This is a genomic window from Secundilactobacillus paracollinoides, assembly GCF_001702155.1.
GTDB lineage: Bacteria > Bacillota > Bacilli > Lactobacillales > Lactobacillaceae > Secundilactobacillus > Secundilactobacillus paracollinoides.
On the sequence record NZ_CP014912.1, the window covers coordinates 2,564,824 to 2,590,337 of the forward strand.

General features: G+C 47.9%; 18 protein-coding genes. 15 read left to right on the forward strand and 3 right to left on the reverse strand.

Features of this window, described 5'->3' with window-relative positions; translation table 11 throughout:
* Positions 1-142: 142 nt before the first annotated feature.
* From AYR61_RS11190 to lepA, 14 genes are all read left to right on the forward strand, one after another.
* Positions 143-4,474, forward strand: a complete 4,332-nt coding sequence (locus AYR61_RS11190) for a PolC-type DNA polymerase III (RefSeq protein WP_065903028.1) — start codon at positions 143-145, stop codon at positions 4,472-4,474.
* 928 nt (positions 4,475-5,402) lie between these two features.
* Positions 5,403-5,879 carry a ribosome maturation factor RimP gene (gene rimP, locus AYR61_RS11195; protein ID WP_065903029.1) on the forward strand — a complete coding sequence of 159 codons (477 nt, stop codon included), beginning with the start codon at positions 5,403-5,405 and terminating at the stop codon, positions 5,877-5,879.
* 23 nt (positions 5,880-5,902) lie between these two features.
* Positions 5,903-7,192, forward strand: a complete 1,290-nt coding sequence (gene nusA / locus AYR61_RS11200; RefSeq protein WP_065903030.1) for a transcription termination factor NusA — start codon at positions 5,903-5,905, stop codon at positions 7,190-7,192.
* A 14-nt stretch (positions 7,193-7,206) separates the two neighbouring features.
* Positions 7,207-7,509: an RNase P modulator RnpM gene (gene rnpM / locus AYR61_RS11205; RefSeq protein WP_054707685.1), complete on the forward strand. Its 303-nt coding sequence runs from the start codon at positions 7,207-7,209 to the stop codon at positions 7,507-7,509.
* Positions 7,496-7,801, forward strand: a complete 306-nt coding sequence (locus AYR61_RS11210) for a L7Ae/L30e/S12e/Gadd45 family ribosomal protein (RefSeq protein ID WP_054707682.1) — start codon at positions 7,496-7,498, stop codon at positions 7,799-7,801. Before rnpM ends, AYR61_RS11210 begins: the two co-directional genes overlap by 14 nt.
* 14 nt (positions 7,802-7,815) lie before the next feature.
* Positions 7,816-10,473: a translation initiation factor IF-2 gene (gene infB, locus AYR61_RS11215; protein ID WP_065903031.1), complete on the forward strand. Its 2,658-nt coding sequence runs from the start codon at positions 7,816-7,818 to the stop codon at positions 10,471-10,473.
* A 35-nt stretch (positions 10,474-10,508) separates the two neighbouring features.
* The gene (gene rbfA / locus AYR61_RS11220; RefSeq protein WP_054707679.1) at positions 10,509-10,868 is read left to right on the forward strand and encodes a 30S ribosome-binding factor RbfA; all 360 of its coding nucleotides are present in this window, start codon (positions 10,509-10,511) and stop codon (positions 10,866-10,868) included.
* Between the two features lie 859 nt (positions 10,869-11,727).
* A complete protein-coding gene (truB, locus tag AYR61_RS11225) occupies positions 11,728-12,627 on the forward strand; it encodes a tRNA pseudouridine(55) synthase TruB (RefSeq protein WP_056987847.1) in 900 nt (299 codons plus the stop codon).
* Between the two features lie 21 nt (positions 12,628-12,648).
* Positions 12,649-13,611 (forward strand): riboflavin biosynthesis protein RibF, encoded by a 963-nt coding sequence (gene ribF / locus AYR61_RS11230; protein ID WP_056987846.1) that lies wholly within the window; start codon positions 12,649-12,651, stop codon positions 13,609-13,611.
* A 105-nt stretch (positions 13,612-13,716) separates the two neighbouring features.
* On the forward strand, positions 13,717-14,760 hold the full coding sequence (hrcA, locus tag AYR61_RS11235; protein WP_065903032.1) for a heat-inducible transcriptional repressor HrcA: 1,044 nt from the start codon (positions 13,717-13,719) through the stop codon (positions 14,758-14,760).
* Between the two features lie 41 nt (positions 14,761-14,801).
* Positions 14,802-15,449, forward strand: a complete 648-nt coding sequence (grpE, locus tag AYR61_RS11240; RefSeq protein WP_065903033.1) for a nucleotide exchange factor GrpE — start codon at positions 14,802-14,804, stop codon at positions 15,447-15,449.
* A 38-nt stretch (positions 15,450-15,487) separates the two neighbouring features.
* Complete coding sequence (dnaK, locus tag AYR61_RS11245; RefSeq protein WP_065903034.1) at positions 15,488-17,377, forward strand: molecular chaperone DnaK; 1,890 nt, start codon at positions 15,488-15,490, stop codon at positions 17,375-17,377.
* Between the two features lie 185 nt (positions 17,378-17,562).
* A complete protein-coding gene (gene dnaJ / locus AYR61_RS11250; RefSeq protein WP_065903035.1) occupies positions 17,563-18,726 on the forward strand; it encodes a molecular chaperone DnaJ in 1,164 nt (387 codons plus the stop codon).
* Between the two features lie 548 nt (positions 18,727-19,274).
* Entirely contained in the window at positions 19,275-21,113 is a 1,839-nt protein-coding gene (gene lepA, locus AYR61_RS11255; protein ID WP_054707664.1) for a translation elongation factor 4, read from the forward strand.
* Between the two features lie 154 nt (positions 21,114-21,267).
* On the opposite strand, the gene AYR61_RS11260 is transcribed toward lepA, so the two are convergent.
* From AYR61_RS11260 to AYR61_RS11270, 3 genes are all read right to left on the reverse strand, one after another.
* On the reverse strand, positions 21,268-21,723 hold the full coding sequence (locus AYR61_RS11260) for a type II toxin-antitoxin system HicB family antitoxin (protein ID WP_054707660.1): 456 nt from the start codon (positions 21,721-21,723) through the stop codon (positions 21,268-21,270).
* A 27-nt stretch (positions 21,724-21,750) separates the two neighbouring features.
* Positions 21,751-21,933, reverse strand: a complete 183-nt coding sequence (locus AYR61_RS11265; RefSeq protein WP_054707657.1) for a type II toxin-antitoxin system HicA family toxin — start codon at positions 21,931-21,933, stop codon at positions 21,751-21,753.
* Between the two features lie 126 nt (positions 21,934-22,059).
* Positions 22,060-22,971, reverse strand: a complete 912-nt coding sequence (locus AYR61_RS11270) for a LysR family transcriptional regulator (RefSeq protein ID WP_054707655.1) — start codon at positions 22,969-22,971, stop codon at positions 22,060-22,062.
* A gap of 153 nt (positions 22,972-23,124) precedes the next feature.
* Between AYR61_RS11270 and AYR61_RS11275 the strand changes: the two genes are divergently transcribed.
* Positions 23,125-25,467, forward strand: a complete 2,343-nt coding sequence (locus tag AYR61_RS11275; protein ID WP_065903036.1) for an NAD(P)H-dependent oxidoreductase — start codon at positions 23,125-23,127, stop codon at positions 25,465-25,467.
* Positions 25,468-25,514: the final 47 nt, after the last annotated feature.

The window sequence follows — 25,514 nt, forward strand, 5'->3', positions numbered from 1 at the left end:
AGTCAAATTGCGTTACCAACCTCAAAAATGTGTTAAACTAATAATCGTTTATGACGGTAAAAAATAGCCCGAAAACAAAACACCGTGTTTTGTCTCCGGGCTTTCTTTACCACTAATTGGCAAGTGAGAAGGAGGAATTAATATGGCGTTGGATCATCAGCAGTTGTTTGCAAAGTTACTGCAACAGCTGCAGTTAAGTGATGAAGCGGATCAGCCATATTTTGCGGGGGCTCAACTCGAAAAATTAACGATTCACGAAAAATCAAAACGGTGGCACTTTGACTTCAAGCTGCCCCAAATTTTACCCTTTGAAACATTCTTGACGTTTCAATCTCAATTAAATACCGCGTTTAAGCAAATCGCGCGGGTAGATTTTAGTATTCAAACAGACCAGCAAGACCTCAATGATCGCTTGCTCGGCGATTACTGGGAATGGGTCGTTCAGCATAGTGACCTGCATTCCCCACTGGTTCAGGAGCTGTGTCACAAACAAGTGCCGACGATGGATGATGGTCGGGCTATTTTTATGGCCGAAAATGAAGTCGTCAAAAACTTCCTCGTGAATCAGGCGCTGGGGCCAATCGAAACGCAGTACCAGCAATACGGTTTTCCACAGTTTTCCATCCACACGATGGTGGACGAAACTGCTTCTCAACAAAAAATTCAAGAATTTAAGCAGCAACGCGCTCAGTCGGATGCTGAACTGGCTCAAAAAGCGGTTGCTGCGATTAAAAAAGCGAATGAAAAACGTGAAAAGAACGCCAGTGAGAATATCGCTGAGGGGCCAACGGTTATTGGCCGAAAGATCAAGCCTGATGAAGACCCAACCAAACTGATCGATATTCAAGAAGAAGAAAAGTCGGTTATTGTGCAAGGGTACGTGTTCAATAAGGAAGTGCGTGACCTGCGCTCTGGCCGAAAATTGATGATTCTAGAAATCACCGACTACACGTCATCGATCGCCATCAAGAAATTTTCGCGAGACGAGAGTGACGAGGCTCAGTTTAACGGCTTAAATGAAGGCGATTGGATCAAGGTTCGCGGGGGTGTTCAAGAAGACAACTTCATGCGCGACCTGGTTATGAACGCCTATGATATCAACCAAGTGAAGGTGCCAAGTCGCCAAGACACGGCGCCGGAGGGTGAAAAACGGGTCGAATTGCACCTCCATACGGCGATGAGCACGATGGATGCAACCAATTCCATTACCGACTATGTGAACCAGGCAAAAAAATGGGGTCAAAAAGCAATCGCCATTACTGACCACTCTGGCGTCCAGGGCTTTCCAGAAGCCTATCATGCTAGTGAATCAGCCGGCGTCAAAATGATTTACGGTGTTGAAGCTAACCTTGTGGATGATGGCGTGCCGATTGGGTACAATAGCGACCACCGCGAGTTGAAGGGTGCGACCTACGTTGTCTTTGACGTGGAAACCACTGGGCTGTCAGCCATTTATGACAAGGTCATTGAACTCTCTGCCGTGAAGATGCAGGGAAAGGAAGTCATTGACCAGTTTGAGGAATTCATTGATCCTGGGTTCCATCTGTCTGATTTCACCACTGATCTAACGAGTATTACCGATGACATGGTGCACGGGTCGAAGTCTGAAAAAGAAGTCTTCGAACTATTCCGTGAGTTTTATGGCGACGCAATTATCGTTGGCCATAACGTCACTTTCGATATCGGGTTTATGAACGCTGGCTATGCACGGTACGATATGCCGCCAGTCACGAATCCCATTATCGATACCTTGACGTTGGCGCGGTTCTTATACCCGAATTTGAAGGGGTACCGGTTAAACACGCTGGCTAAAAAGTTCCATGTTGTTTTGGAACACCATCACCGGGCTGTTGATGATGCGGAATCAACTGGTCACTTGAATTATCTTTTCTTGACTGATGCTGAAGACCGCTACGGGATCCAGTATCACGACCAGTTGAATGAACACATGAGTGAAAACGACGCCTATAAACATGCACGGCCGTCACACGCCATTGTGCTGGCCCAAACACAGGCCGGCTTAAAGAACATGTTCCGGTTGGTCTCCATGTCTAACGTTGAGTACTTTTATCGGGTCCCGCGGATTCCCCGCAGCCAACTTGAAAAGTACCGCGAAGGCCTGCTGATCGGCTCAGCTTGTGATTCTGGTGAAGTGTTTACCGCCATGATGCAAAAGGGGTACGCCGAAGCAAAGGAAAAAGCCAAGTTCTATGATTACCTGGAAGTGCAGCCTAAAGCGGCATATCAACCACTGATCGACAGCGGCCTGATTCAAAATCGGACCAACCTAGAAGAAATCCTGGGGAACATGGTCAAACTTGGTGATGAACTTGGTAAACCCGTTGTTGTCACCGGTGATGTGCACTACTTAAATCCAGAAGATGGCATTTATCGGCACATTTTGATCAATTCTCAGGGTGGTGCCAACCCACTAAACAGGCAGAAGTTGCCGGATGTGCATTTCCGGACAACCAACGAAATGCTGGAAGACTATAAGTTCCTGGGCGAGGAAAAAGCCAAGGAAGTTGTCATTACGAATTCCAATAAGATTGCCGATGAGATTCAGGACGTCCACCCGTTGAAAGATAAACTGTACACGCCGCGGATGGAAGGCGCTGAAGACGAGATTCAGAAACGGACGATGAATACAGCTCACGAATGGTACAGTAAGGACTTGCCAGAACTGGTTCAACACCGTCTTGACCGTGAGTTGAAGAGTATCATTGGTAACGGGTTCTCCGTTATTTATCTGATTGCGCAACGACTGGTGGCCAAGAGTAACAAGGATGGGTACCTGGTTGGGTCTCGTGGGTCTGTCGGGTCTAGTTTAGTGGCGACCCTGACCGGAATCACTGAAATCAATCCGTTGCCGCCACACTACCGCTGTCCTAACTGTCAGCATTCTGAGTTCTTTACGAAGGGTGAGTACAGTTCCGGATTTGATTTGCCTGAAAAGAATTGTCCTGAATGTGGGACGCTCATGATCGGCGACGGTCATGATATTCCTTTCGAAACGTTCTTGGGATTTACCGGGAACAAGGTCCCTGATATTGATTTGAATTTCTCGGGGGACTACCAGCCAATTGCCCATAACTACACTAAAGTGTTGTTCGGGGAAAAGAACGTGTACCGGGCCGGCACAATTGGGACCGTTGCCGATAAAACGGCTTACGGTTATGTGAAGGCTTATGAACGGGATACGGAACAGCATTTGCGCGGTGCTGAAATTGACCGATTGGCTAAGGGCGCGACCGGTGTAAAGCGGACCACGGGGCAACATCCCGCTGGGATCATTGTTGTGCCAGATTACATGGACATTTACGACTTTACGCCGATCCAGTATCCAGCCGATGATCAGGACGCGGCTTGGCAAACGACCCATTTTGATTTCCATTCGATCCATGACAACATTTTAAAAATTGATATTCTGGGACATGATGATCCGACGATGGTGCGGATGCTGCAAGATCTAAGCGGCGTTGATCCGTACACGATCCCAATGGATGATCCAGGTGTCATGTCACTGTTCTCAGGGACAGAAGCACTTGGTGTCACGCCGGAGCAGATTCAGTCTAAGACCGGGACGTTTGGTGTGCCTGAATTCGGGACCCGTTTCGTTCGGGGGATGCTTGAAGCCACCCACCCGCAAAACTTCTCAGATCTCCTCCAGATTTCCGGCCTGTCACATGGGACGGATGTGTGGTTAGGAAATGCAGAAGAATTGATCAAAAATGGGACGGCGACCATCGCCAATGTGATCGGTTGTCGTGATAACATCATGACCGACTTGATTCACTGGGGCATGGATTCTGAAATTGCGTTCCAGATCATGGAGCACGTTCGGAAGGGCCGCGGGATTCCCGACGAGTGGCAGGATAAAATGAGGGAAGCAAACGTGCCGGACTGGTACATTGATTCTTGTTTAAAGATCAAGTACATGTTCCCGCGGGCCCATGCGGCAGCCTACGATTTGATGGCGCTGCGGGTCGCTTACTTTAAGGTTTACTTCCCACTGGTCTACTATTCTGCATATTTCTCAGTTCGAGCCGAAGATTTCGACGTCGTGGCCATGTCACGGGGCAAGGAATCCGTTAAGGCACGGATGAAGGAAATTAATGATCAGGGAATGGACGCCAGCACAAAGGAAAAGAATTTGCTGACTGTTTTGGAACTGGCCAACGAAATGCTGGAGCGCGGCTTCAAGTTCAAGATGATCGATATTGAAAAGTCAGAAGCCAACCAGTGGCTGATCGACGGCGACACGTTGATAGCACCGTTCAACGCGGCACCAGGATTAGGGTTGAACGTGGCGAAACAGATCGTTGCGGCCCGTGAAGATAAGCCATTCTTGTCAAAGGAAGACTTAGCAAAACGGGGCAAGGTGTCAAAGACCTTGATCGACTTTATGACTGAAAATGGCGTTCTTGAAGGACTGCCGGATGAGAATCAGTTGAGTTTGTTTGATATGATGTAGAGTGTGGAGCAAGGCGGTTTAGGGGCGGTGTGTAACGGACTCTGACCAAAAAGTCCGGGCCTGACTTTTTGGTCAGAGTCCGTTACACGTTAGCCCCGTGCCTTGCGGAACACGTTTCGGCAATGTGGCAGAAAAGCGCGTCGACTACAAGACATTGCAGCCGAAATGCCCGAACTGGCATTTCTGTCAGAGTCCGTTACACGTTAGCCCTGTGCCGAGACCGGAACACGTTTCGGCAATGTGACAGAAAAGCGCGTCGCCAACAAACCGATGAGGCATAAAAGTCCGAGCCTGATTTTTTTGACCAGAGTTGCTTACACAGGAGCCCTCTCGCCTTGCGGAACACGTTTCGGCAATGTGACAGAAAAGCGCGTCGCCAACAAACCGATGAGGCAAAAAAGTCCGGTCCTGACTTTTTTGACCAGAGTTGCTTACACAGGAGCCCTCTCACTTTGCGGAACACGGTTTCGGCAATGCGATAGGAAAGCGCGTCGCCAACAAAGCGATGTGGCATAAAACCTGATCTTGACATTTTTGTCAGAGTCAGTTACATGGGTTCACTCGTGGAACTGGCTTCTACGCGCAAACAAAAAAGCTGAAGAACTGATTTGCCTTACAAACAAACTACCCTAGAAAAAAAGGGGCTCTCTACCACAGAGAGCCCTTTTTTGCTCCAATCCCACCAAAAAATATTAAAAATTCACTAACAATCAAAAAAATCACACTATATTTCCCAAATTCCCAACGCGTAAACCCAACACACAACGTCCGACTACAAATTCATAAATCGCGAGTTATCGCCGAGATAACAGCAAACAATTGCGTTTTTATACAGTTTGTGCTAGACTATTTATTGTAGATATTTCGGAAAGGAGTGAGCAGCAATGCTCACTCTTTTTAATGGAAAAATGGACACGGAGGTAAAAGATTGGATAATAACGTCGTAGACATTGTCACTAACCTGGCAACGCCAATCGTTGATGCGCACAAGTTTGAACTGGTTGACGTTGAATTTGTACAGGAAGCAAAGAGTTGGTATCTTCGGCTCTATATCGACAAGCCTGGTGGTATCACCATTAACGAGTGTGCCCTGGTTAGCGATGAGGTGGGCGAAAAACTGGATGAACTCGATCCGGATCCAATCCCGCAAGCATACTTTTTAGAAGTATCTTCACCGGGTGCAGAACGGCCCCTGAAGAAGGAACAAGATTATGAACGGGCACTGAACCATTACATCCACGTGTCCCTGTACCAAAAGCTTGACGGTGAGAAGGCCTATGAAGGTACCATGACGGACCTGACACCTGATGAGCTCACGCTAAAGGTGAATTTGAAAGGGCGCATAAAAGACCTGACGATTCCGCGTGACAAAATTGCGAAAGCCAGACTGGCAATTAAGTTCTAAGTTTTTAAAGGAGACTACTAATAATGAGTAAAGAATTATTAGGTGCCCTAGATACGTTAGAGACAGAAAAGGGTATCAAAAAAGAAATCGTGATCGACGCGTTAGAAGCTGCCTTGACCTCGGCTTACAAGCGAAACTACGGCCAAGCACAAAACGTTGACGTTGAATTTGACCAAAAAAAGGGTGACGTTCACGTTTACGCGGTCAAGAAAGTCGTTGATCAAGTGTACGATTCACGGTTGGAAGTGAGCTTGGATGACGCGATGACCATCAGCCGCGGTTATGAAATGGGTGATGACATTAAGTTTGAAGTGACCCCCAAGAACTTTGGCCGGATCGCTGCTCAAACGGCTAAACAGGTCATTATGCAACGGGTTCGGGAAGCTGAACGGTCATTGATCTTTGACCAGTACAGTCAGTACGAAAACGAAGTCATCACTGGTGAAGTTGAACGTCAAGACAGCCGTTTTGTCTACGTCAACTTGGGTAACGTTGAGGCGGTTATGGGGCGTCAAGACCAGATGCCAAACGAAGCCTACGCGATGCACGACCACATTAAAGTGTTTGTGACGCGTGTTGAGAACGCCGCTAAGGGCCCACAGGTCTTCGTTAGTCGAACTGCGCCAGGGTTACTGAAGCGTCTGTTTGAACAAGAAATTCCGGAAATCTACGATGGCACTGTTGAAATTATGTCAGTTGCACGAGAAGCCGGCGACCGGGCTAAGGTTGCCGTTCGGTCTAACAACCCCGACGTCGACCCGGTTGGAACCAGCGTTGGTCCTCGTGGGCAACGGGTTCAAGCCATCGTGTCTGAACTCGGCGGTGAAAACATGGATATCGTTGAATGGACGGATGACGAAGCAGCCTTTATCGCCAACGCGTTGAACCCTGCAGAAGTCATTGATGTCATTTTTGACGAAAACAATGAACGGGCCTGCACTGTGATCGTGCCTGATTATCAGTTGTCATTAGCCATTGGTAAGCGCGGGCAAAACGCCCGGTTAGCTGCCAAGCTGACTGGTTTCAAGATCGATATTAAGTCTGAATCAGAAGCTGAAGAATTCATGGCGCAACACCAGGCTGACGCAGATGCCCAGCCCGCTGATGATGCCGAGGACGTTGCAGAAAATGACAGTGACGATGAAACCGTAGTTGATTCTGAAGAAGTGACTGAGGAAACCGATGTTGTTTCCGATGAGACGACTGACAATGACGACACTGCTGACACAGATGACACCGCAACGGCTGATACGGATGCTGAACCGGACGACGCTGAGACTGACAACGGTACCGACGATTCTGAAACCCTTTAAGGAGGCGTGGAACTGTGAAAAAACGAAAGATCCCAATGCGTAAAGACATTGTGACCGGCGAAATGGCCCCCAAAAAGGAATTGGTCCGGATCGTTCGGGACAAGGAAAACAATGTCGCAGTTGACCCAACTGGGAAAATGTCTGGTCGCGGGGCCTACATCACCTTAAATGTTGATGTTGCCAAGAAAGCCAAAAAAGATCGGACGTTTGATAAGGTGTTTGAAACGAAAGTTGACGATACCTTCTACGACGATTTGATTGCGTACGTTGATCACCAACAAGCACGGAGAGAATTATTTGACAATGGAAAAGCCTAATGCCTTTCTGCAATTACTGGGATTGGTACGACGGGCAAGCAAGCTGGAGTCTGGCGAAGAGTTTGTTTTAAAAGCGATTCGCAACAACAGTGTCCAACTTGTGATCATTGCCAGTGATACTGGTCAGGCAAGTGCCAAAAAGATTCGGGACAAGGCGTCTTACTACCACATTCCGTTGATCGACCGGTATACTAAAAGTGACCTTAGCCAAGCAACGGGCATGTCCCGTACGGCTTACGGCGTGAAAGATCCTGGTTTTGCTAGAAAGTTGAGTACCCTAGTAAACGAATAAAGGAGCGTGAAGATATGGGCAAAAAGCGAATTTATGAATTAGCAAAAGAGCTTAATGTCTCAAGTAAGGCGATTGTTGATACCGCCCAGAACAAGGGGTTTGCCGTCAAAAATCATATGTCATCGTTAGGTGATAATGAGGAACGGCAACTACGGGCGGCGTTCAGTAAACCTAAACCTACTTCGGCCTCCAAGTCACCCGCACAAAACGTAAGTCACTCGCACACAGACGCTGGTGCAAACCAGTCGAGTGCTCATTCTAAGGATAATGGTAATAATAATCATAATATGACAACTAATAATAATCGAAACACCTCAAACAACGGTGGAAACGGCAGCAGTGCTAACCGTCAACATCGTGATGAAACCCATCAAAACCGTCAGAACAACAATCACAGTTCTAACACTCAGCACAGTACGACGAATGGCCAACGGAGCAACAACGGCAGTCAACATGCCAGCACGCAACGGTCAAACAATAGTCAGGGTCGTAGCAATACTACCCGGTCAAACAACGGTAACGGCCAACGGTCAACCACGAGCAGCAACCGTTCAAATAACAGCCAACGGTCAAACAACAATGGCCAACGCTCGAACAATAACGGTGGCGGGCAACGAAGTACCAACGGTCAACGTAGCAACAATAGTAACAACGGCAACCGTTCGAACAACAGCCAAAACCGTAGCAGCAACCGGTCAAACGGTGGGTCATCAGAAAACCGCAGCGGTTCAGGGCGGTTTGGCGGCAGTTTAAACAATAACAACTCTCGCGGCGGGCGTAACGGCAACAGTCGAAACAACCGTAACAACAATAATCGTCGCCGGAACAATAACAAAAAGTACAACAAGAAGAACCAACGGATCAAAGAAGTGAACCATCCAAAGGGTGCTCCAGAACGGAAGGATAAAGCTTTACCTGAAGTACTGAACTACAGCATCGGGATGAACGCCCAAGACCTTGGGAAGATCCTTCACCGGGAACCAGCTGAAATCGTTAAGAAGTTGTTCATGTTAGGTGTGATGGTGAACCAAAACCAGTCACTTGATAAGGACACCATTGAAATTTTAGCTGCTGAATACGGGATCGAAGCACAAGAAAAGGTCGAAGTTGATGTTTCTGATATCGACAAGTTCTTTGAAGAAGAAGAACAAAACACTGACCATCTTGAAAACCGGCCACCAGTTGTGACGATCATGGGGCACGTTGACCATGGGAAGACAACCCTGTTGGATCACTTGCGTCACTCTCACATTACAGCTGGTGAAGCTGGTGGGATCACGCAGGCTATTGGTGCTTACCAACTGAAGCATAACGGCAAGACCATTACCTTCTTGGATACCCCAGGACATGCGGCCTTTACCGAAATGCGGGCGCGTGGTGCTGACATCACTGATATCACCGTTTTGGTGGTTGCTGCTGATGACGGTGTCATGCCGCAAACGATCGAAGCCATTAACCATGCGAAGGCTGCTGAAACACCAATTATTGTGGCCGTCAACAAGATCGATAAGCCGGGTGCTAACCCGAACCACGTTATCGAACAGTTGACTGAATACGGCTTGATTCCTGAAGACTGGGGTGGCGACACCATCTTTGTTCAGATCTCAGCTAAGTTTGGCACCAACATCGATGACTTGCTGGACATGATCCTCTTGCAGGCTGAAGTGATGGAATTACAAGCCAACCCACAACAAAACGCTGCCGGTTCTGTAATCGAAGCGCGGTTGGATAAGGGGCTTGGTTCCGTTGCCACTTTGCTGGTACAACAAGGGACCATGCACGTTGGTGACCCAGTTGTTGTTGGGAACACCTTTGGGCGTGTCCGGACCATGCAAAATGAACGTGGTAAGGACATCAAGAAGGCCGCACCATCAACACCAGTTGAAATCACTGGGTTGAGCGATGTGCCAGAGGCCGGTGATCGTTTCGTCGTCTTTGATGATGAAAAGACTGCTCGGACAGCTGGTGAAGAACGGGCTAAGAATGCCTTGATGGAAGAACGGAAGTCGAAGAACCGTGTGACCCTTGATAACCTCTTTGATACCATGAAAGAAGGGGAAATGAAGGAAGTCGACGTTATTATTAAGGCCGACGTTCAAGGGTCTGTTGAAGCATTGGCTAACAGTTTGAACAAGATCGAAGTTGAGGGTGTTCGGGTGAACATCATCCATACTTCTGTTGGGGCCATTAACGAAAGTGATGTGACCTTGGCTGAAGCAAGTAACGCCATCATCATCGGGTTCAACGTTCGACCAACGCCACAGGCAAAGGCCCAAGCGGACCAAGACGAAGTTGACATTCGATTACACCGGGTCATTTACAATGCCATCGATGAAATTGAACATGCCATGAAGGGTAAGCTGGAACCAACCTATGAAGAAGAAATCATCGGCCAAGTTGAGGTCCGTGAGATCTTCAAGGCTTCTAAGATTGGGACCATTGCTGGTGGGATGGTCACTGATGGTCATGTTTCAAGCGACGCTGATGTGCGTTTGATCCGTGACGGTGTGGTCATTTACGAAGGTAAATTAGGCAGTTTGAAACGCTTTAAGGATGACGTGAAGGACGTTAAGCAGGGTCACGAACTTGGGTTGACCATCGAAAACTACAACGACATTAAAGTCGGTGATGTTGTCGAAGCTTATGTCATGAAGGAAATTCCAATCGAATAACAGCATTGCACATTAAAATAGGGTGGTGAAAGAATATGGCACATTATCGAATTGGTCGACTTGAACAAGAGATTCAACGGGAAGTTAACGATATTTTATTGAAGCGTGTTCGTGATCCTCGCGTTCAGGGCATCACTGTCACGGGCGTCGTTGTGACGGGTGACCTGCAACAGGCAACGATTTACTACAGTATCTTATCTGATCTGGCATCTGACGGTGAAAAGGCAGAGGCTGGGTTGAAGAAGGCTACCGGTCTGATTCGTAGTGAATTAGGCGCTCGGTTAAACATCTTCAAGACCCCAGAACTGTTCTTCGAACGCGACGAATCCGTTCAATACGGGAGTCATATTGACCAACTACTGAATCAGCTCCACCGCGACGATCCGAATCTGTGATGATTTGACGACGTTACGATAAAAAGACACTTTGTAAACCGTCCTCAGTGGGCGATTGACAGAGTGTTTTTTTGTAGACTCTCCACTGTTGAGTGATTCAAAGTAGCGCTTTAATGTCGCTGCGTTGCGCCGGTCGGCCCTGCAGGCTGAGGTGGGTCGCTCCGGAGCTATTGAATTTCTGAAAGAAATTCAAGGATCTCCTACGTCTCCCGTGTTTGTAACCGACCAAGGAACGGTCGCTAACAAACACCGACACCACAGCCTGCAATGCCGACCGACTCCACTACGCTACGATACTTGTAATAGTTCATCGTAGATGGTAAGGCTTCATAGGTAGTGTCATGAAACCCGTTAATTAATCGTTACCTGCAAGTAGAACATGGTGAGAAGCATTGCTGTCAATGATCTGACTCGCAGTCGAGGGCGAATTCTCCGCAAACTAGGGTTAACGCCATTGTGATGCTTAACCAGTAGTAATAAGTAAGTTCAACGAAAGTGGAATGGAGCCATTTGGCACGGAGCGGTGGTGTCGACATCAGTTAGCGACCGTACTTTGGTCGGTTACTGATGTGCGAGACGATGGAGATCCATTCGAGAGCTGCGCAGCAGAAATCGAATTAGCTTCATCGCGAGCCACCACTGCGGAATGTCAAATGGCGGAATGCAACGGACTGTTTATCTAGTGGTGGAAAGAAACGGCATCATACTTCTGTGTAGATTGCTAATTGTAAAAAGAGAAATTAACCCCCAAACCGCTATCAGCAAGTGATTATGATATAATGCTGTATGTGTGCTTATTGCACAGCAGTTGTTTTAATGAACTGTTAAATCGAATTTTAGAATGGAGCATTAAGTTGCGATGAACGGAATTATCCCACTGTATAAAGAGCGCGGCATGACCAGTCACGACTGTGTGAGTCAGCTTCGCAAAATCTTACACCAAAAAAAGGTTGGTCATTCGGGCACGCTTGACCCAAGTGTTGATGGTGTGCTGCCAGTTTGTGTCGGCAGTGCCACTAAAGTGGTGGACTATTTGCTGAATCATCGAAAGGTTTATCGTGGCAGCGTTACGCTTGGCTTTTCCACTGAGACTGAGGATCTAGACGGTGATGAAGTCGACCGGCAACCGCTAAGTGCCCCGTTTACGGATGAGGCAATTGATACTGTTTTACAGACACTCACGGGTGATTTACAACAGACGCCACCAATGTATTCAGCAGTGAAGGTCAACGGCCGAAAACTGTACGAATACGCACGAAAACACGAAACTGTTGAGCGCCCCGTCCGCACCATTCATGTGGCCCGGTTCGACCGGACAGCGCCAAGCACGTTTGATGAAACAACGGGCACCCAGACCTTTACGTTTGAGGTGGAATGTTCAAAGGGCACCTATGTCCGGACGCTTGCCGTTCAAGCCGGTGAAGCATTGGGTGTGCCGTCAGTGATGGCATCGTTGACCCGGGTCGAAAGCGGGGGCTTTACGCTGCAGGAGACGATTTCTCTGGCACAGGTCAAGGCCGCGGTTGAAGATGATGACCTGAGTTTTCTACGGCCACTAGACCGGGCATTGGATAACTACCCTGAAATTGAACTAACGACCGCGCTTTGGCGGGGCGTGCAAAACGGCGTCTGGTTGTTACAGCGAGAGGTCAATAGTGATGCGCCAATTGTTGCATTGCGTTATGATAACGAAATTAAGGCGTTGTACAAATTAGTTGATGATAAGTACAAGCCGTTAAAAATGTTTAGTACGAAGTAGAGAAAGTCGAGATGAGCGAGCATGCAAGTCATTCAGATTCATCACCCAATGTCAGCGGATACGCCGATCAACAAGCCCATTGTTCTTGCTATGGGTTTTTTTGACGGGCTGCATCTTGGACACCAGGCCGTGATCAAACGGGCCAAAACCATTGCTGAGGAACGCGGGCTGCCATTAGCCGTATTGACGTATGACCACCATCCAAAGCTGGTATACGCGAAATTAAGCGCAGATGAAAACAAGTATCTCACCACGAGACAACGTAAGCTGGACCTATTTGAAAAATTAGGGGTGGATATCGTTTACATGGTGAACTTCACGAGTCAGTTTTCAGCCCTGAAGCCGCAGGAATTTGTGGACGAGTATCTGATGGGCTTTCACGCGCAGGTGGTTGTTGCGGGGTTCGATCACACCTATGGACCAAAGGATATTGCGACTATGGCGCGTTTACCAGAATATGCACAGGAGCGATTTGAGATCGTGACCGTGGGTGAGCAGGAAATTGATCATCAAAAAATCAGTTCCAGTCGGATTCGGCGCAATATTACCGATGGCGACATCAAAACGGTCAATGAGCTGCTGGGCTACCATTATCAAACGATTGGCACCGTTGTTCACGGTGAAGCGCGCGGTCGCACGATTGGTTTTCCAACCGCGAATGTCAGTCATGACGTCCACTATTGGCTGCCCGCAGTTGGGGTGTACGTGACCCGAATCAAGATCGGCGACACCTGGTATCCTTCCGTTACTTCTGTTGGCCACAACGTCACGTTTGGTGAAGGTCGGCCCGTGACGGTCGAGGTCTATATCATCGACTTTAACGAAGCGGTTTACGGTGAAGTGGCGACGGTGGAATGGTGCTACCGGTTGCGCGGTGAAGAAAAATTTGCATCAGTTGACGCGTTGGTCACTCAAATGACCGCGGATACTGATCATGCGCGTCAGTATTTAGCGCATGATTTTCATGAATTAGCACTCGACTAAATTAATTGCTAAAAATCACGGTGTAATGCTTGACTTAAAAAACGCCATTTGATACATTATATATGTGTCTTAGCACTTAGGTTAGATGAGTGCTAAAAAGAGGTGATGATCACGTTAACGGACAGACAGAAGATGATTTTAAAGGCGATCGTTCGCGACTATACGAGCAGCGGTGTCCCAGTTGGGTCAAAAGCCTTGGCGGCACAGCTGCCCATGCATGTGAGCTCAGCGACCGTGCGAAACGAGATGGCTGCGCTGGAAGAGTTGGGTCTGATCAATAAGACGCACTCCTCGTCCGGTCGAATTCCATCTGTTAAGGGTTATCGCTACTACGTGGATCATTTGGTTCAACCTGACCCGGTGAAGGCGAATGATATTGATATCATCAAGTCTTCACTGGATGGTCAGTTTTTAAAGATCGACGAGATCATTGAGACCTCGGCCCAGATCCTTTCAAACCTGACCTCGTATACGGCCTTTACGTTGAAACCAGAGCTGCAGGATAGTAAGTTAAGCGGTTTTCGGCTCGTACCGCTGGGTAAACGTCAGGTCATGGCGGTCCTTGTGACTGATAATGGCGATGCTGAGACCCAGACGTTTAACCTCGCACCCGGCGTCACTGGTGACCAGCTTGAAGCTGTGGTTCGGTTGATCAACGACCAGCTGGTTGGCAAGTCCCTGCGAGAAGTCTTGCAGGCACTACAGACCAAGATCCCCCAAGAAGTCACCAAGTACCTCCAGGGTCCGGAAGGGTTCCTTAAGATATTCGGTGATGTGTTAACTCAGGCGGCGCAAGAACGTTACTACGTTGGCGGCCGGCTGAATTTGCTTAACTTCTCGGATAGTAGCGACGTTGACGAGTTGAAGTCGCTGTACACGTTAATGGACCGGACCGATGACATGGCGACCGTCTTAGGCCGACCAAGCGATCATATTCAAGTGAAGATCGGTAGTGAGATGACGAATGCGATCCTGAGAGATTACAGTCTGATCACAGCAACCTATGAGGTGGGCGACCACGGCAAGGGTGTGATAGCTCTGCTGGGGCCGACCCGGATGCCTTACTCACGGATGATCGGGTTAGTCGGCACGTTTAGACAGGAGCTTGCCAAGCGGCTGACGGACTATTATCGTTACTTTGATCAGTAATTTGTGTCATCAATTTGATAAGTAGTAAAGGGGTGTTATGAGTGGCTAAAAATGAAGCAAACAAGCCAGAAGATTCAGCTCAGGCTGACGAGACTGATGCAACGAAGGCCGACCAAACCACGGCGGCTGACGCACAACAGGATTCAAAGACTGACGCAACTGAACCAAATGCAGCTGACCAGGGCCAAGCGGCAACTGATCAGGATGCTCAGGCTGACGATCCGCTTCAAGAGGCCCAGCGTAAAATTGCCGATCTGCAGAAGCAAGTTGCTGATTTAAACGATCGTAATTTACGTTCACAGGCCGAGATTCAAAATATTCAAAGCCGTAACAAGAAGGACCAGGCTGCCCTCATCAAGTATGATGGGCAGCAGTTGGCACACGATGTGCTACCGGCCTTGGATAACCTGGAACGTGCCTTGCAAACGCAGGTTGACGGCGAACAGGGCGAATCATTGAAAAAAGGCATTGAAATGGTTCAAAAACACTTACTGGCTGCATTGACCAACAACGGTGTCACCGAGATCAAGGCAGCTGGCGAGAAATTTGATCCAAACATTCATCAGGCCGTTCAAACGGTGCCGGCTGAAGACGATGATCATAAGGATCACGTTGTTCAAGTCCTGCAAAAGGGCTATCAGCTTAAGGACCGTGTCTTACGGCCAGCGATGGTTGTTGTATCACAATAACATTTTGAACTAAATTAAAATAAGAAGGTATTGCATAAATGGCAAGTAATAAAATTATCGGTATCGATTTAGGGACGACGAACTCAGCTGTTGCTGTTCTTGAAGGTAACGAACCAAAAATCATTCCAAACCCAGAAGGCGGTCGGACGACACCTTCAGTTGTTGCTTTTAAAGACGGCAAGCCACAGGTTGGTGAAGTTGCCAAGCGGCAAGCAATCACAAACCCTAACACGGTTTCTTCAATCAAGAGCCACATGGGCGAAGCCGGCTACAAGGCCAGCATCGACGGCAAGGACTACACTCCACAAGAAATCTCAGCATTCATCCTGCAATACATCAAGGGCTTTGCTGAAGACTACATTGGCGACACGGTGACCCAGGCTGTCATTACGGTGCCTGCTTATTTTGACGATTCACAACGTCAAGCAACTAAGGATGCTGGTAAGATTGCTGGCTTAGATGTTAAGCGGATCATCAACGAACCAACTGCTTCTTCATTAGCATACGGCTTGGACAAGCAGGATGCTGACGAAAAGATCTTGGTTTATGACCTTGGTGGTGGGACCTTTGATGTTTCCGTCCTTGACTTAGGTGACGGTGTGTTCGATGTGCTTTCTACCAACGGTGATACGCACCTTGGTGGTGATGACTTCGATAAGAAGATCATGGACTGGTTAATTGCCCAGTTCAAACAAGCAAACGGCATCGATCTATCACAGGACAAGATGGCCATGCAACGGTTAAAAGAAGCTGCTGAAAAGGCTAAGAAGGACTTGTCAGGTGTTACTGAAGCTTCAATCAGCCTGCCATTTATCTCTGCTGGCGACAACGGCCCATTGCATTTGGAAGAAACTTTGACCCGTGCTAAGTTTAACGAGCTCACTGCTGACCTCGTTGAAAAGACGCGGATTCCAGTTGAAAACGCCTTGAAGGATGCTGACTTATCAGCCAGCGACATCGACGTTGTCATCTTAAACGGTGGGTCAACTCGGATTCCAGCCGTTCAGGAAGCTGTTAAGAAGTGGACTGGTAAGGAACCAAGCCACTCGATCAACCCTGATGAAGCCGTTGCTTTAGGGGCCGCTATTCAAGGTGGTGTCTTAACCGGTGACGTTAAGGATGTTGTGCTTTTGGATGTTACCCCATTATCACTGGGTATCGAAACCATGGGCGGTGTGTTCACTAAGCTGATCGACCGGAACACCACGATTCCTACCAGCAAGTCACAAGTCTTCAGTACTGCTGCCGACAACCAACCAGCCGTTGATATTCACGTGCTGCAAGGTGAACGGCCAATGGCTGCTGACAACAAGACACTGGGTAACTTCCAATTAACTGACATTCCAGCTGCACCTCGTGGGGTGCCTCAAATCGAAGTGACCTTTGATATTGACCGTAACGGGATCGTTAACGTTTCCGCTAAGGACAAGGGCACTGGTAAGGAACAAAAGATCACCATCAAGAGTTCAGGCGGCTTATCAGACGATGAAATCGATAAGATGATGAAGGAAGCTCAAGAAAACGAAGAAGCTGATAAAGCTCGTAAGGAAGAGGCTGACTTAAAGAACGAAGTCGACCAACTCTTGTTCACGGTTGATAAGACCTTGGACGAAGTGAAGGGCAAAGTTTCAGACGACGAAATTCAAAAGGCTAAGGACGCTCGTGACGCCCTGAAGAAGGCCCAAGAAGATAACAACGTCGAAGAAATGAAGATGAAGAAGGATGATTTGAACAAGATCGTTCAAGACCTTTCAGTCAAGCTGTATCAACAAGCCCAACAAGAACAGGGTTCTGCTGATGGCGCAGCTGCAGGTGCCGATGGCGCTAACGCCGGCTCAGATGCTGATTCATCCAAGTCAGATGACAAGGGTGATGGCAAGACCTTTGACGGTGACTTCTCAGAAGTTAATGATGACGACAAGAAGTAGGCTCGTTTAAACAAGCTGGCAAAAAGCCAAGGCTCGAAAGTGGGCTTTGGCTTTTTGTTTCATTGCAAATGATGTTGTTCCCAGTTGGCCTCACCCTCAGAATATGGTATATTGAGGTGTTATGAAATAACGTGGACGGGAACAACAATACCTTAAAAATGAAACGCGTAATTGGAGGATAATTAATGGCTGACAAGGATTATTATGAAACGCTTGGGGTCAGCAGGGATGCTTCCCAAGATGAGATCAAGAAAGCCTACCGGAAACTCTCAAAGAAGTACCATCCAGATATCAATAAGGAACCTGGTGCTGAAGAGAAGTTTAAGGAAATTACAGAGGCCTATGAAGTCTTAAGTAACGACCAGAAGAAAGCCAACTATGACCAATACGGTTCTGCTGACGGCCCAAGCGGGTTTGGCGGCGGTGCTGGTGGTGCTGGCGGCGGCTTTGGTGATTTCGGCGGTTTCGGCGGCGGTGCCGGTGGCGGTTTCGAAGACATCTTCAGCCAATTCTTTGGTGGCGGCGGTGGCGGTCGTTCGCAAAACCCGAACGCGCCTCAAGCCGGTCGTGATCTGCAGTACCAGATGAACCTTAAATTTGAAGAGGCCATCTTTGGCAAGAAGACCAAGATCAAGTACAGTCGTGAGGCGCAATGTCACACCTGTGGCGGGACCGGCGCAAAGCCTGGTACACACCCAGAAACGTGTCATAACTGTGGTGGTTCAGGCTACGTGGTCAGTGAAACAAATACACCACTTGGCCGGATGCGCAGTCAACAGGTCTGCCCCGTATGTCATGGGACTGGTAAAGAAATCAAAGAAAAGTGCCCAACCTGTGGCGGTTCTGGTCGTGAAGAAGAACGTCACGAAGTTGAAGTCAACGTCCCAGCCGGCGTTGACGATGGCCAACAAATGCGGTTACAAGGCCAAGGGGAAGCCGGTTCAAACGGCGGCCCTTACGGTGATTTGTTCATTGTCTTTGAAGTGGCCCCAAGCAAGGTCTACACACGTGACGGCGCCGATATTTACCTGAACAAGGATATTAGCTTCGTTCAGGCTGCTTTAGGTGACGAAATCAATGTTCAGACTGTTCATGGCGACGTCAAAATGAAGGTGCCAGCCGGAACACAAACGGGTTCGATCTTCCGCTTAAAGGGCAAGGGTGCCCCACGTCTTCGCGGAAACGGCAACGGTGACGAGCGGGTGACCGTCCGTATCGTAACGCCAAAGAACCTCAACAAGAACCAAAAGGTCGCGTTGCAGGCCTTCGGTGAAGCTAGCGGCGACAAGCCCGTATCGGGTAAGAAGGGCAGCTTCTTTGATAAGATGCGGGATGCGTTTGATAATTAGAGAGCGTGAAGGAAAACGGTAGGAAGCGGAGTGTAAGCCAACTCTGACAGAAATGCCCGAACCTGGCATTTCTGTCAGAGTTGGCTTACATGCAGCTTTCTGTTTTCCGAAACGCGTTTAGGCTCGAGGACAGAGAACCACAGAAATGCCTGGATTTTGGCATTTTTGTCAGAGTTGCTTAGGCAGGAGCCCTCAGTTTTCCGAAACGCGCTTCCGCACGGTAGCCAATAAAGCTATCAAAAGTCTTGACTAATCGAGCCAAAATTCGACGTACGATCCAAAATAACTAGCTCACAACAAGAGACCCCAGACCAAAATCCACGTTAGGACTTTAGCCTGAGGTCTCTTTATTGATACAGGAAAAGGGCGTAAGAACAATGCAGAATGGCAAGAGCGTCCATCATGAAATCGGTTCGTTCAGGTCGCAAACCACCCAAAAACACATTAAACACAACAAGTGGAAAACATTTGTCTAACGCCCTAGTAACTTGGTATAATAGACTGATTAACGAAACGAGCTTAACTGAGAAAGTAGGGACTTAACGAATATGGATCTTGAACAAATGAAGGAGCACCAACAGTACATCCGGAACTTTTCCATCGTGGCGCACATTGATCATGGTAAATCAACGCTTGCGGACCGGATTTTGGAACTGACGGATACTGTTGCGAAGCGCGACATGCAAGATCAATTGCTGGATAACATGGATCTTGAACGGGAACGTGGCATCACGATCAAGCTGAACGCCGTGGAATTGCAGTATAAGGCCGAGGACGGCCACACCTATGAATTTCATTTGATCGACACCCCAGGGCACGTGGATTTTTCCTATGAAGTTTCACGGAGTTTGGCGGCGTGCGAAGGTGCCGTTTTGGTTGTCGATGCTGCCCAGGGGGTTGAAGCCCAGACACTAGCGAACGTTTATTTGGCGCTGGATGACGACCTGGAAATTCTCCCCGTGATCAATAAAATTGATTTGCCATCAGCCGACCCGGAGCGGGTGCGCAAAGAAGTTGAAGACGTGATCGGTATCGATGCGTCGGATGCTGTGTTAGCAAGTGCGAAGCAGGGTATCGGTATTCAAGAATTACTGGAACAGATCGTGCACAAGGTGCCGGCCCCAGATGGCGATTTGACCGCGCCGTTGCGGGCGTTGGTTTTTGACTCAATCTATGATGACTATCGTGGTGTTGTGCTGAGTGTCCGGGTGTTTGAAGGCACCGTCAAACCTGGCGATAAAATTAAATTGATGAACAGTGGGTCTGAATATGAAGTCACTGAAGTTGGCGTGAACTCACCAGATCCCATCAAACGTGATATGCTGATGGCCGGCGAAGTTGGGTACATTACAGCCAGCATCAAGGACATTACCGACACCCGTGTTGGTGATACGGTGACCGGCGCGGCTGATCCTGCTAAGGAAGCTCTGCCAGGTTACCGTGAAATGGCGCCCATGGTTTATGCCGGACTCTACCCAACGGATAATGCCAAGTACGGCGACCTGCGGGAAGCCTTGGAAAAATTAAAGTTGAACGATGCTGCCCTGGAGTTTGAACCTGAAACGTCACAGGCGTTGGGATTTGGTTTCCGGGCCGGTTTCTTGGGCATGCTGCACATGGACGTGGTTCAGGAACGGTTGGAGCGTGAGTTTAATCTTGATCTGATCACAACGGCGCCATCGGTTACCTACCATGCGAACCTGACGGATGGGACGCAAAAAGAAGTTGAAAACCCATCTGAGATGCCAGAAGTTTCGGAAATTAGGAACATTGAAGAACCATACGTTAAAGCAACGATTATGACGCCAAACGACTATGTTGGTCCAGTCATGGAACTGTGTCAGCGGCGCCGGGGTCAGTTTATCACCATGGAATACTTGGATGATTATCGGGTCAACGTTGAATACGAGATGCCGCTATCAGAAATTATCTTTGATTTCTTTGATAAGCTTAAATCTAGCACTAAGGGGTACGCCTCTCTTGATTACGAACTAGACGACTACCAACAAAGTGACTTGGTTAAAATTGACATCCTGTTAAATGGCGACAAGGTCGATGCGCTGAGTTTTATTTCTCACCGAACTTTTGCTGAAAAGCGGGGGCGTGACATCGTCACCAAGTTAAAGGGTATCATTCCTCGACAAAACTTCGAGATTCCAATTCAAGCCGCGATTGGCGCGAAAATTATTGTTCGGACTAATATTCGAGCCTACCGGAAGGACGTTACTGCTAAGATTCATACGGGTGATCCGGACCGGCGTGCTAAGCTGTTGGACAAGCAGAGACGTGGTAAGGAACGGATGAAGTCGGTTGGAACAGTGGACGTCCCTCAGGAAGCGTTCATGGCTGTTTTGCAGACAGATGAGGAAGATAATGGCGGTAAATAGGCATTCATAATGAGGTACCTTGCGGTTATCCTGCCTGTATCCTACCGTTATCCAACATTGAACTCAAAATAGGCGATAAAATCGTAAAGCCAATTAAACATGACATCATTAAAAAACACCCCAAAGTCATCAGACTAAGGGGTGTTTTTTTCTGTTATCGATTGCCTGACTTCAATGAAATATCAGTAATCGCATCGGTCAATGTTTGAGAAAAGTTGAGTTTAAGTTTCTTACCGAGTTTGTCAGCCCAGTTTGGAATCGTGAGTGTTTTTTTTATGGGTTTGTCGGCAGCTAAATAAGAAGATAAATCAACAGTTACCATTGAAATAAATGATTTTGTCATATCATAATGGTTCTTAAAATCTGGGTCATCTTTAAACGGATTATTGTTGATCAGTGAGAGTTGATTGATGTCTGTTGGTGCTGGCAGAGGGTGTGTTTGTTGCAACATATCCGCAGCGGTGATGCCGAGATAGTCTGATGCCATCATCATGGCATCAGAGATGGTTTTACCCTGTGTCGCCGAATTAGGAAAATCGGGGAAGTGGACAAAGTAAGGGACACTTTCATCTGGGTCAAAATAGAATAGTGCGGGGTAGGTCATTAACATGTGATCAGTCCTTTCGATAAAATCGGCTTATAACAAACCAGCTTCTTTTTTGATGCCATGTTCGGTATATTTGTTTAACTCACCATGGGGCACGATAATCGGTCGCTGACCAGACTTTTGCATCTTAACATGTGAGCCCTTGCCGCCCACTGTTTTTTGCCATCCGTGTGTCATCAATAGCTTAATCATTTGTTTCTGCGTCATCGGCATGGTCGCCACTCCTTAGTTATAGTATAACACGTGCAATACGTGTTCGTCACGATTAAAAAGCGGATGGTCAATCCAAGCCTTTTCACTCGCGAACTATAACTACGCAAATGAGTCAAATGATTATTTTTAAATTCCGATGGTCGTTTTAATCGATGCAATCAAATCAGTCACTAAAGGACTGCCCACTAATCGATCAGGCACGTTAATACCAAAATCAAAAGTCAGCACATCCTTTGGTAGAGGGATGATGTTTACAGGTGTATCAACCGCCATCGGTAATGTTTGCATGACCAGGTCCGGTGCAAAGGTTAGTCCGATTTGTTTCAATGCCAATAATGTTGCTGTCTGCAGATTCGTCACCTCTAGAAAGCGCCGGGTGGTGAGATTTAAGGACAGTAGTTTAGCGTTGATCATCTGTTGAAACGAGGATCCTGAATTGACACTGATGAATGGTTGGTTATTCAGATCCTTCCAGTCGAGTGTCTGAAAGTCACGCCAAGTCATATCCGGCAGATACAGTGGCGAACTCGCTGGAATAAGCAACAGGATAGGAAAGTCCAGAATGTGTTGGTAGGTGACATTGCGGTCAATGATTGGTTTATCCATCACGAGATCGACCAACCCCGCCCGAAATTGTTTTTCCGCTTCTTGATAGGGCAACTCAATGGTTTTTAAAATGACGTGAGGTTGTTTTTGGATAAAGTGTTGGAGAATTTGCGCATACCAGTCGTGACCGAATGAGGAGTTGGTGCAGATGGTTAATGCGTCGACTTTTTTATCAGCAAAATCGGCGAGTTCATGACGCATGTTTTCTTGAAGCTGTTGTTGCTGACGCAGATAGTCCAGCAATGTTCGACCAGCATTGGTGAGCGTCAATGGGTGCTGATCACGGTTCAATAACGCGACGTGATACTCGGTTTCTGCCTCCTTGATTAGTCGGCTGACGTAGGGTTGTGTGACGTATAGTTGCCGAGCTGCTTGTGAAATACTACCCGTTTCTTGGATCGTTTGTAAAAAAGGCAATAGGTTGATGTTCATACGCATTCCTCACTTTTATTACAGTTAAGTTCTGAATTTTTTTGTATATTCCATTACTTATCAGTAATATTATTATCTTTAAAATGGTATTTTACAAGTCTTTCATTCGGTTAGATAATGACTAGTGAAAATAATTACAAGGAGGGTAATCCGATGAAACTTGCAGCCATTGTCGGCACCAATGCCGATACATCCTACAATCGAACTTTACTAACCTATATGCAACGCTACTTTGCAGCTGAGATCGACATTGATATTTTAGAAATAAAAGACCTACCGTTATTTAACGAATCGACAACCGAAACGCCAGCCGCCGTTTTAAATATGGCCAAAACGATCAGTGAAGCCGATGGGGTGATTATCTCGGCGCCCGAATACGATCACGGTGTCACTGCTGCCCTGAAGAGTGCGTTGGAATGGTTGTCTTACAGCGTCCATCCGTTAGCTCAAAAACCAGTCATGATCGTCGGTGTTTCACTTGGTAAACAAGGGACTGACCTTGCCCAAGTGAACCTGCGACAAGTGCTCGACGCGCCTGGGGTGGATGCCTATGTCATGCCTGGTCATCAATTCCTGTTGTCCAATGGTCCTGAAGCGTTTGACCAAAACGGCGATTTGAAAGATTCAAGTTGTGTCGACTGGATGAAGACTTGCATGAACAGCTTCACCTCATTTGTCAAAACAATGACCCAGCAGGGCGGTGATCTCGTCGATACGATAAAATGGGATGCCGTTTACGATAATCTTGTTATTGGGTTTGGCGGTGCTGGTGCGACAGCAGCCCGGTTCGCAGCCGATGCTGGCGCAAAGGTACTTCTCGTAGATGCTGCGCCATTGGGGCATGAAGGCGGTAATACCCGTTACGCGGCACAATTGTTGAATTCGGGAGCCGACTATGACCAATTGCTGGCCTACTACAAGTCACTTTACGCACCAAAAGATTACGATGAAGCCATGTTGGAAACCTACGTTCACGGAATGACAAAATTGCCAGAATACCTCAGGCAAGATCTGGGTGTCACGCCAGTGTCTGCGAAAAAAGATCTTCATTTGGTCAACTATACGTTGCCAGAATACCCAGAATTTAAGGGTCACGAAACCGTTGATTTTACCTTAGTCCACAAAGGAATTTTCGATGCCTCACTATGGAAACTATTGCGGCAAAAAGTGCTTGACCGCAAAGATAGTATTGATATTTGGTTATCATCACCAGCACGGCATTTGATCCAGGACCCACAAACAAAAATGATCCTGGGTGCGCAGATTGAACGAAACGGCGAACTGCTAAATATTCGGGCAGTCAACGGGGTCGTTTTGACCGTTGGCGGGTTTGAAAACAATCGCGATATGGTTCAAAACTTTCTTGGTGCCACTCATCTGACACCGTTGGGATCCCTCTATAATCAGGGCGACGGGATTCGGATGGGTGAAGAGATTGGCGCCAAATTCTGGCATATGAGTAACTACGAAGCGCTGGGAATTCTAAACGGGATGGTGTTTGCCGTCCCTGAAGGCGAACGCGGGCACTATATTAATCCGACTTACACCAAGCTGTTTACAGGGGCAATTTTCTTGGCTGGGGATGACGGCAGTCGATATACAAAGGAAGATGAGCAAAATCGGCATGGCCACGTCTACGAACAGGGACAATGGCACGTGGTTCGGCCTAACGAACATCCACACCTTGTGTTTGATGCTAAACAGTGGGAAGCCCTTCTTCATGACGATGAAAGCCCCTATACGGACTGGTACGACCAGGTGATTTCAGCGCCAACGATTGCCGAACTGGCAGCGAAGATCGGTGCCGATCCAGCAATTCTGGCACGAACGGTTGCGCAATTTAATCACTTCGCCGCTGCAGGTGAAGACTTTAAGTTTGGCCGTTTGGGTGACACCATGCGGGCATTTGCGGAAGACGGTCCGTACTATGCAGTGGCTGTTAACCATGATGTGCTTAATACACAAGGTGGGCCACAACGTAATGCGCGCGCAGAAGTACTGGCAGCGGATGGGACGCCAATTCCGCACCTCTATAGCGCCGGTGAATTGGGCGGTATCAACGCCAATATGTATCAAGCGGGTGGGAACCTCGCCGAATGTTTGATCTTTGGTAAGATTGCCGGTACGAACGCTGCAACCGCTAAAACCACAGAAAAAGTGGCCTTACAAGCGGCCCTGCCAAAGTACGGCCATAACGACATTACCACCAGTGATGATCTTGCAAGCATCACCCTTGGCCCAGATCAATACCTTGGTCAGAGTAATGAAGGTATCGGCGGGCAGGTGGTCGTGCGCGTTACAGCCAAAGCGGGGACGATCACCAACGTTGAGATCGTGCGCGAACACGAAAGTGACGATGTGGCAGCCGAAGCGCTCAGTACGTTACCACAGCGGATCGTGACTGAGAATACGGCGGATGTGGATGCAGTTTCTGGGGCATCCTCGTCCAGTCGGGCAATTAAGAACGCGGTTAAGGATGCATTGAAACAGCTTTAAGCATAAAAATAAAGAGCAGTAAAAAACCGTTGAGCGTTTAGTCTCAG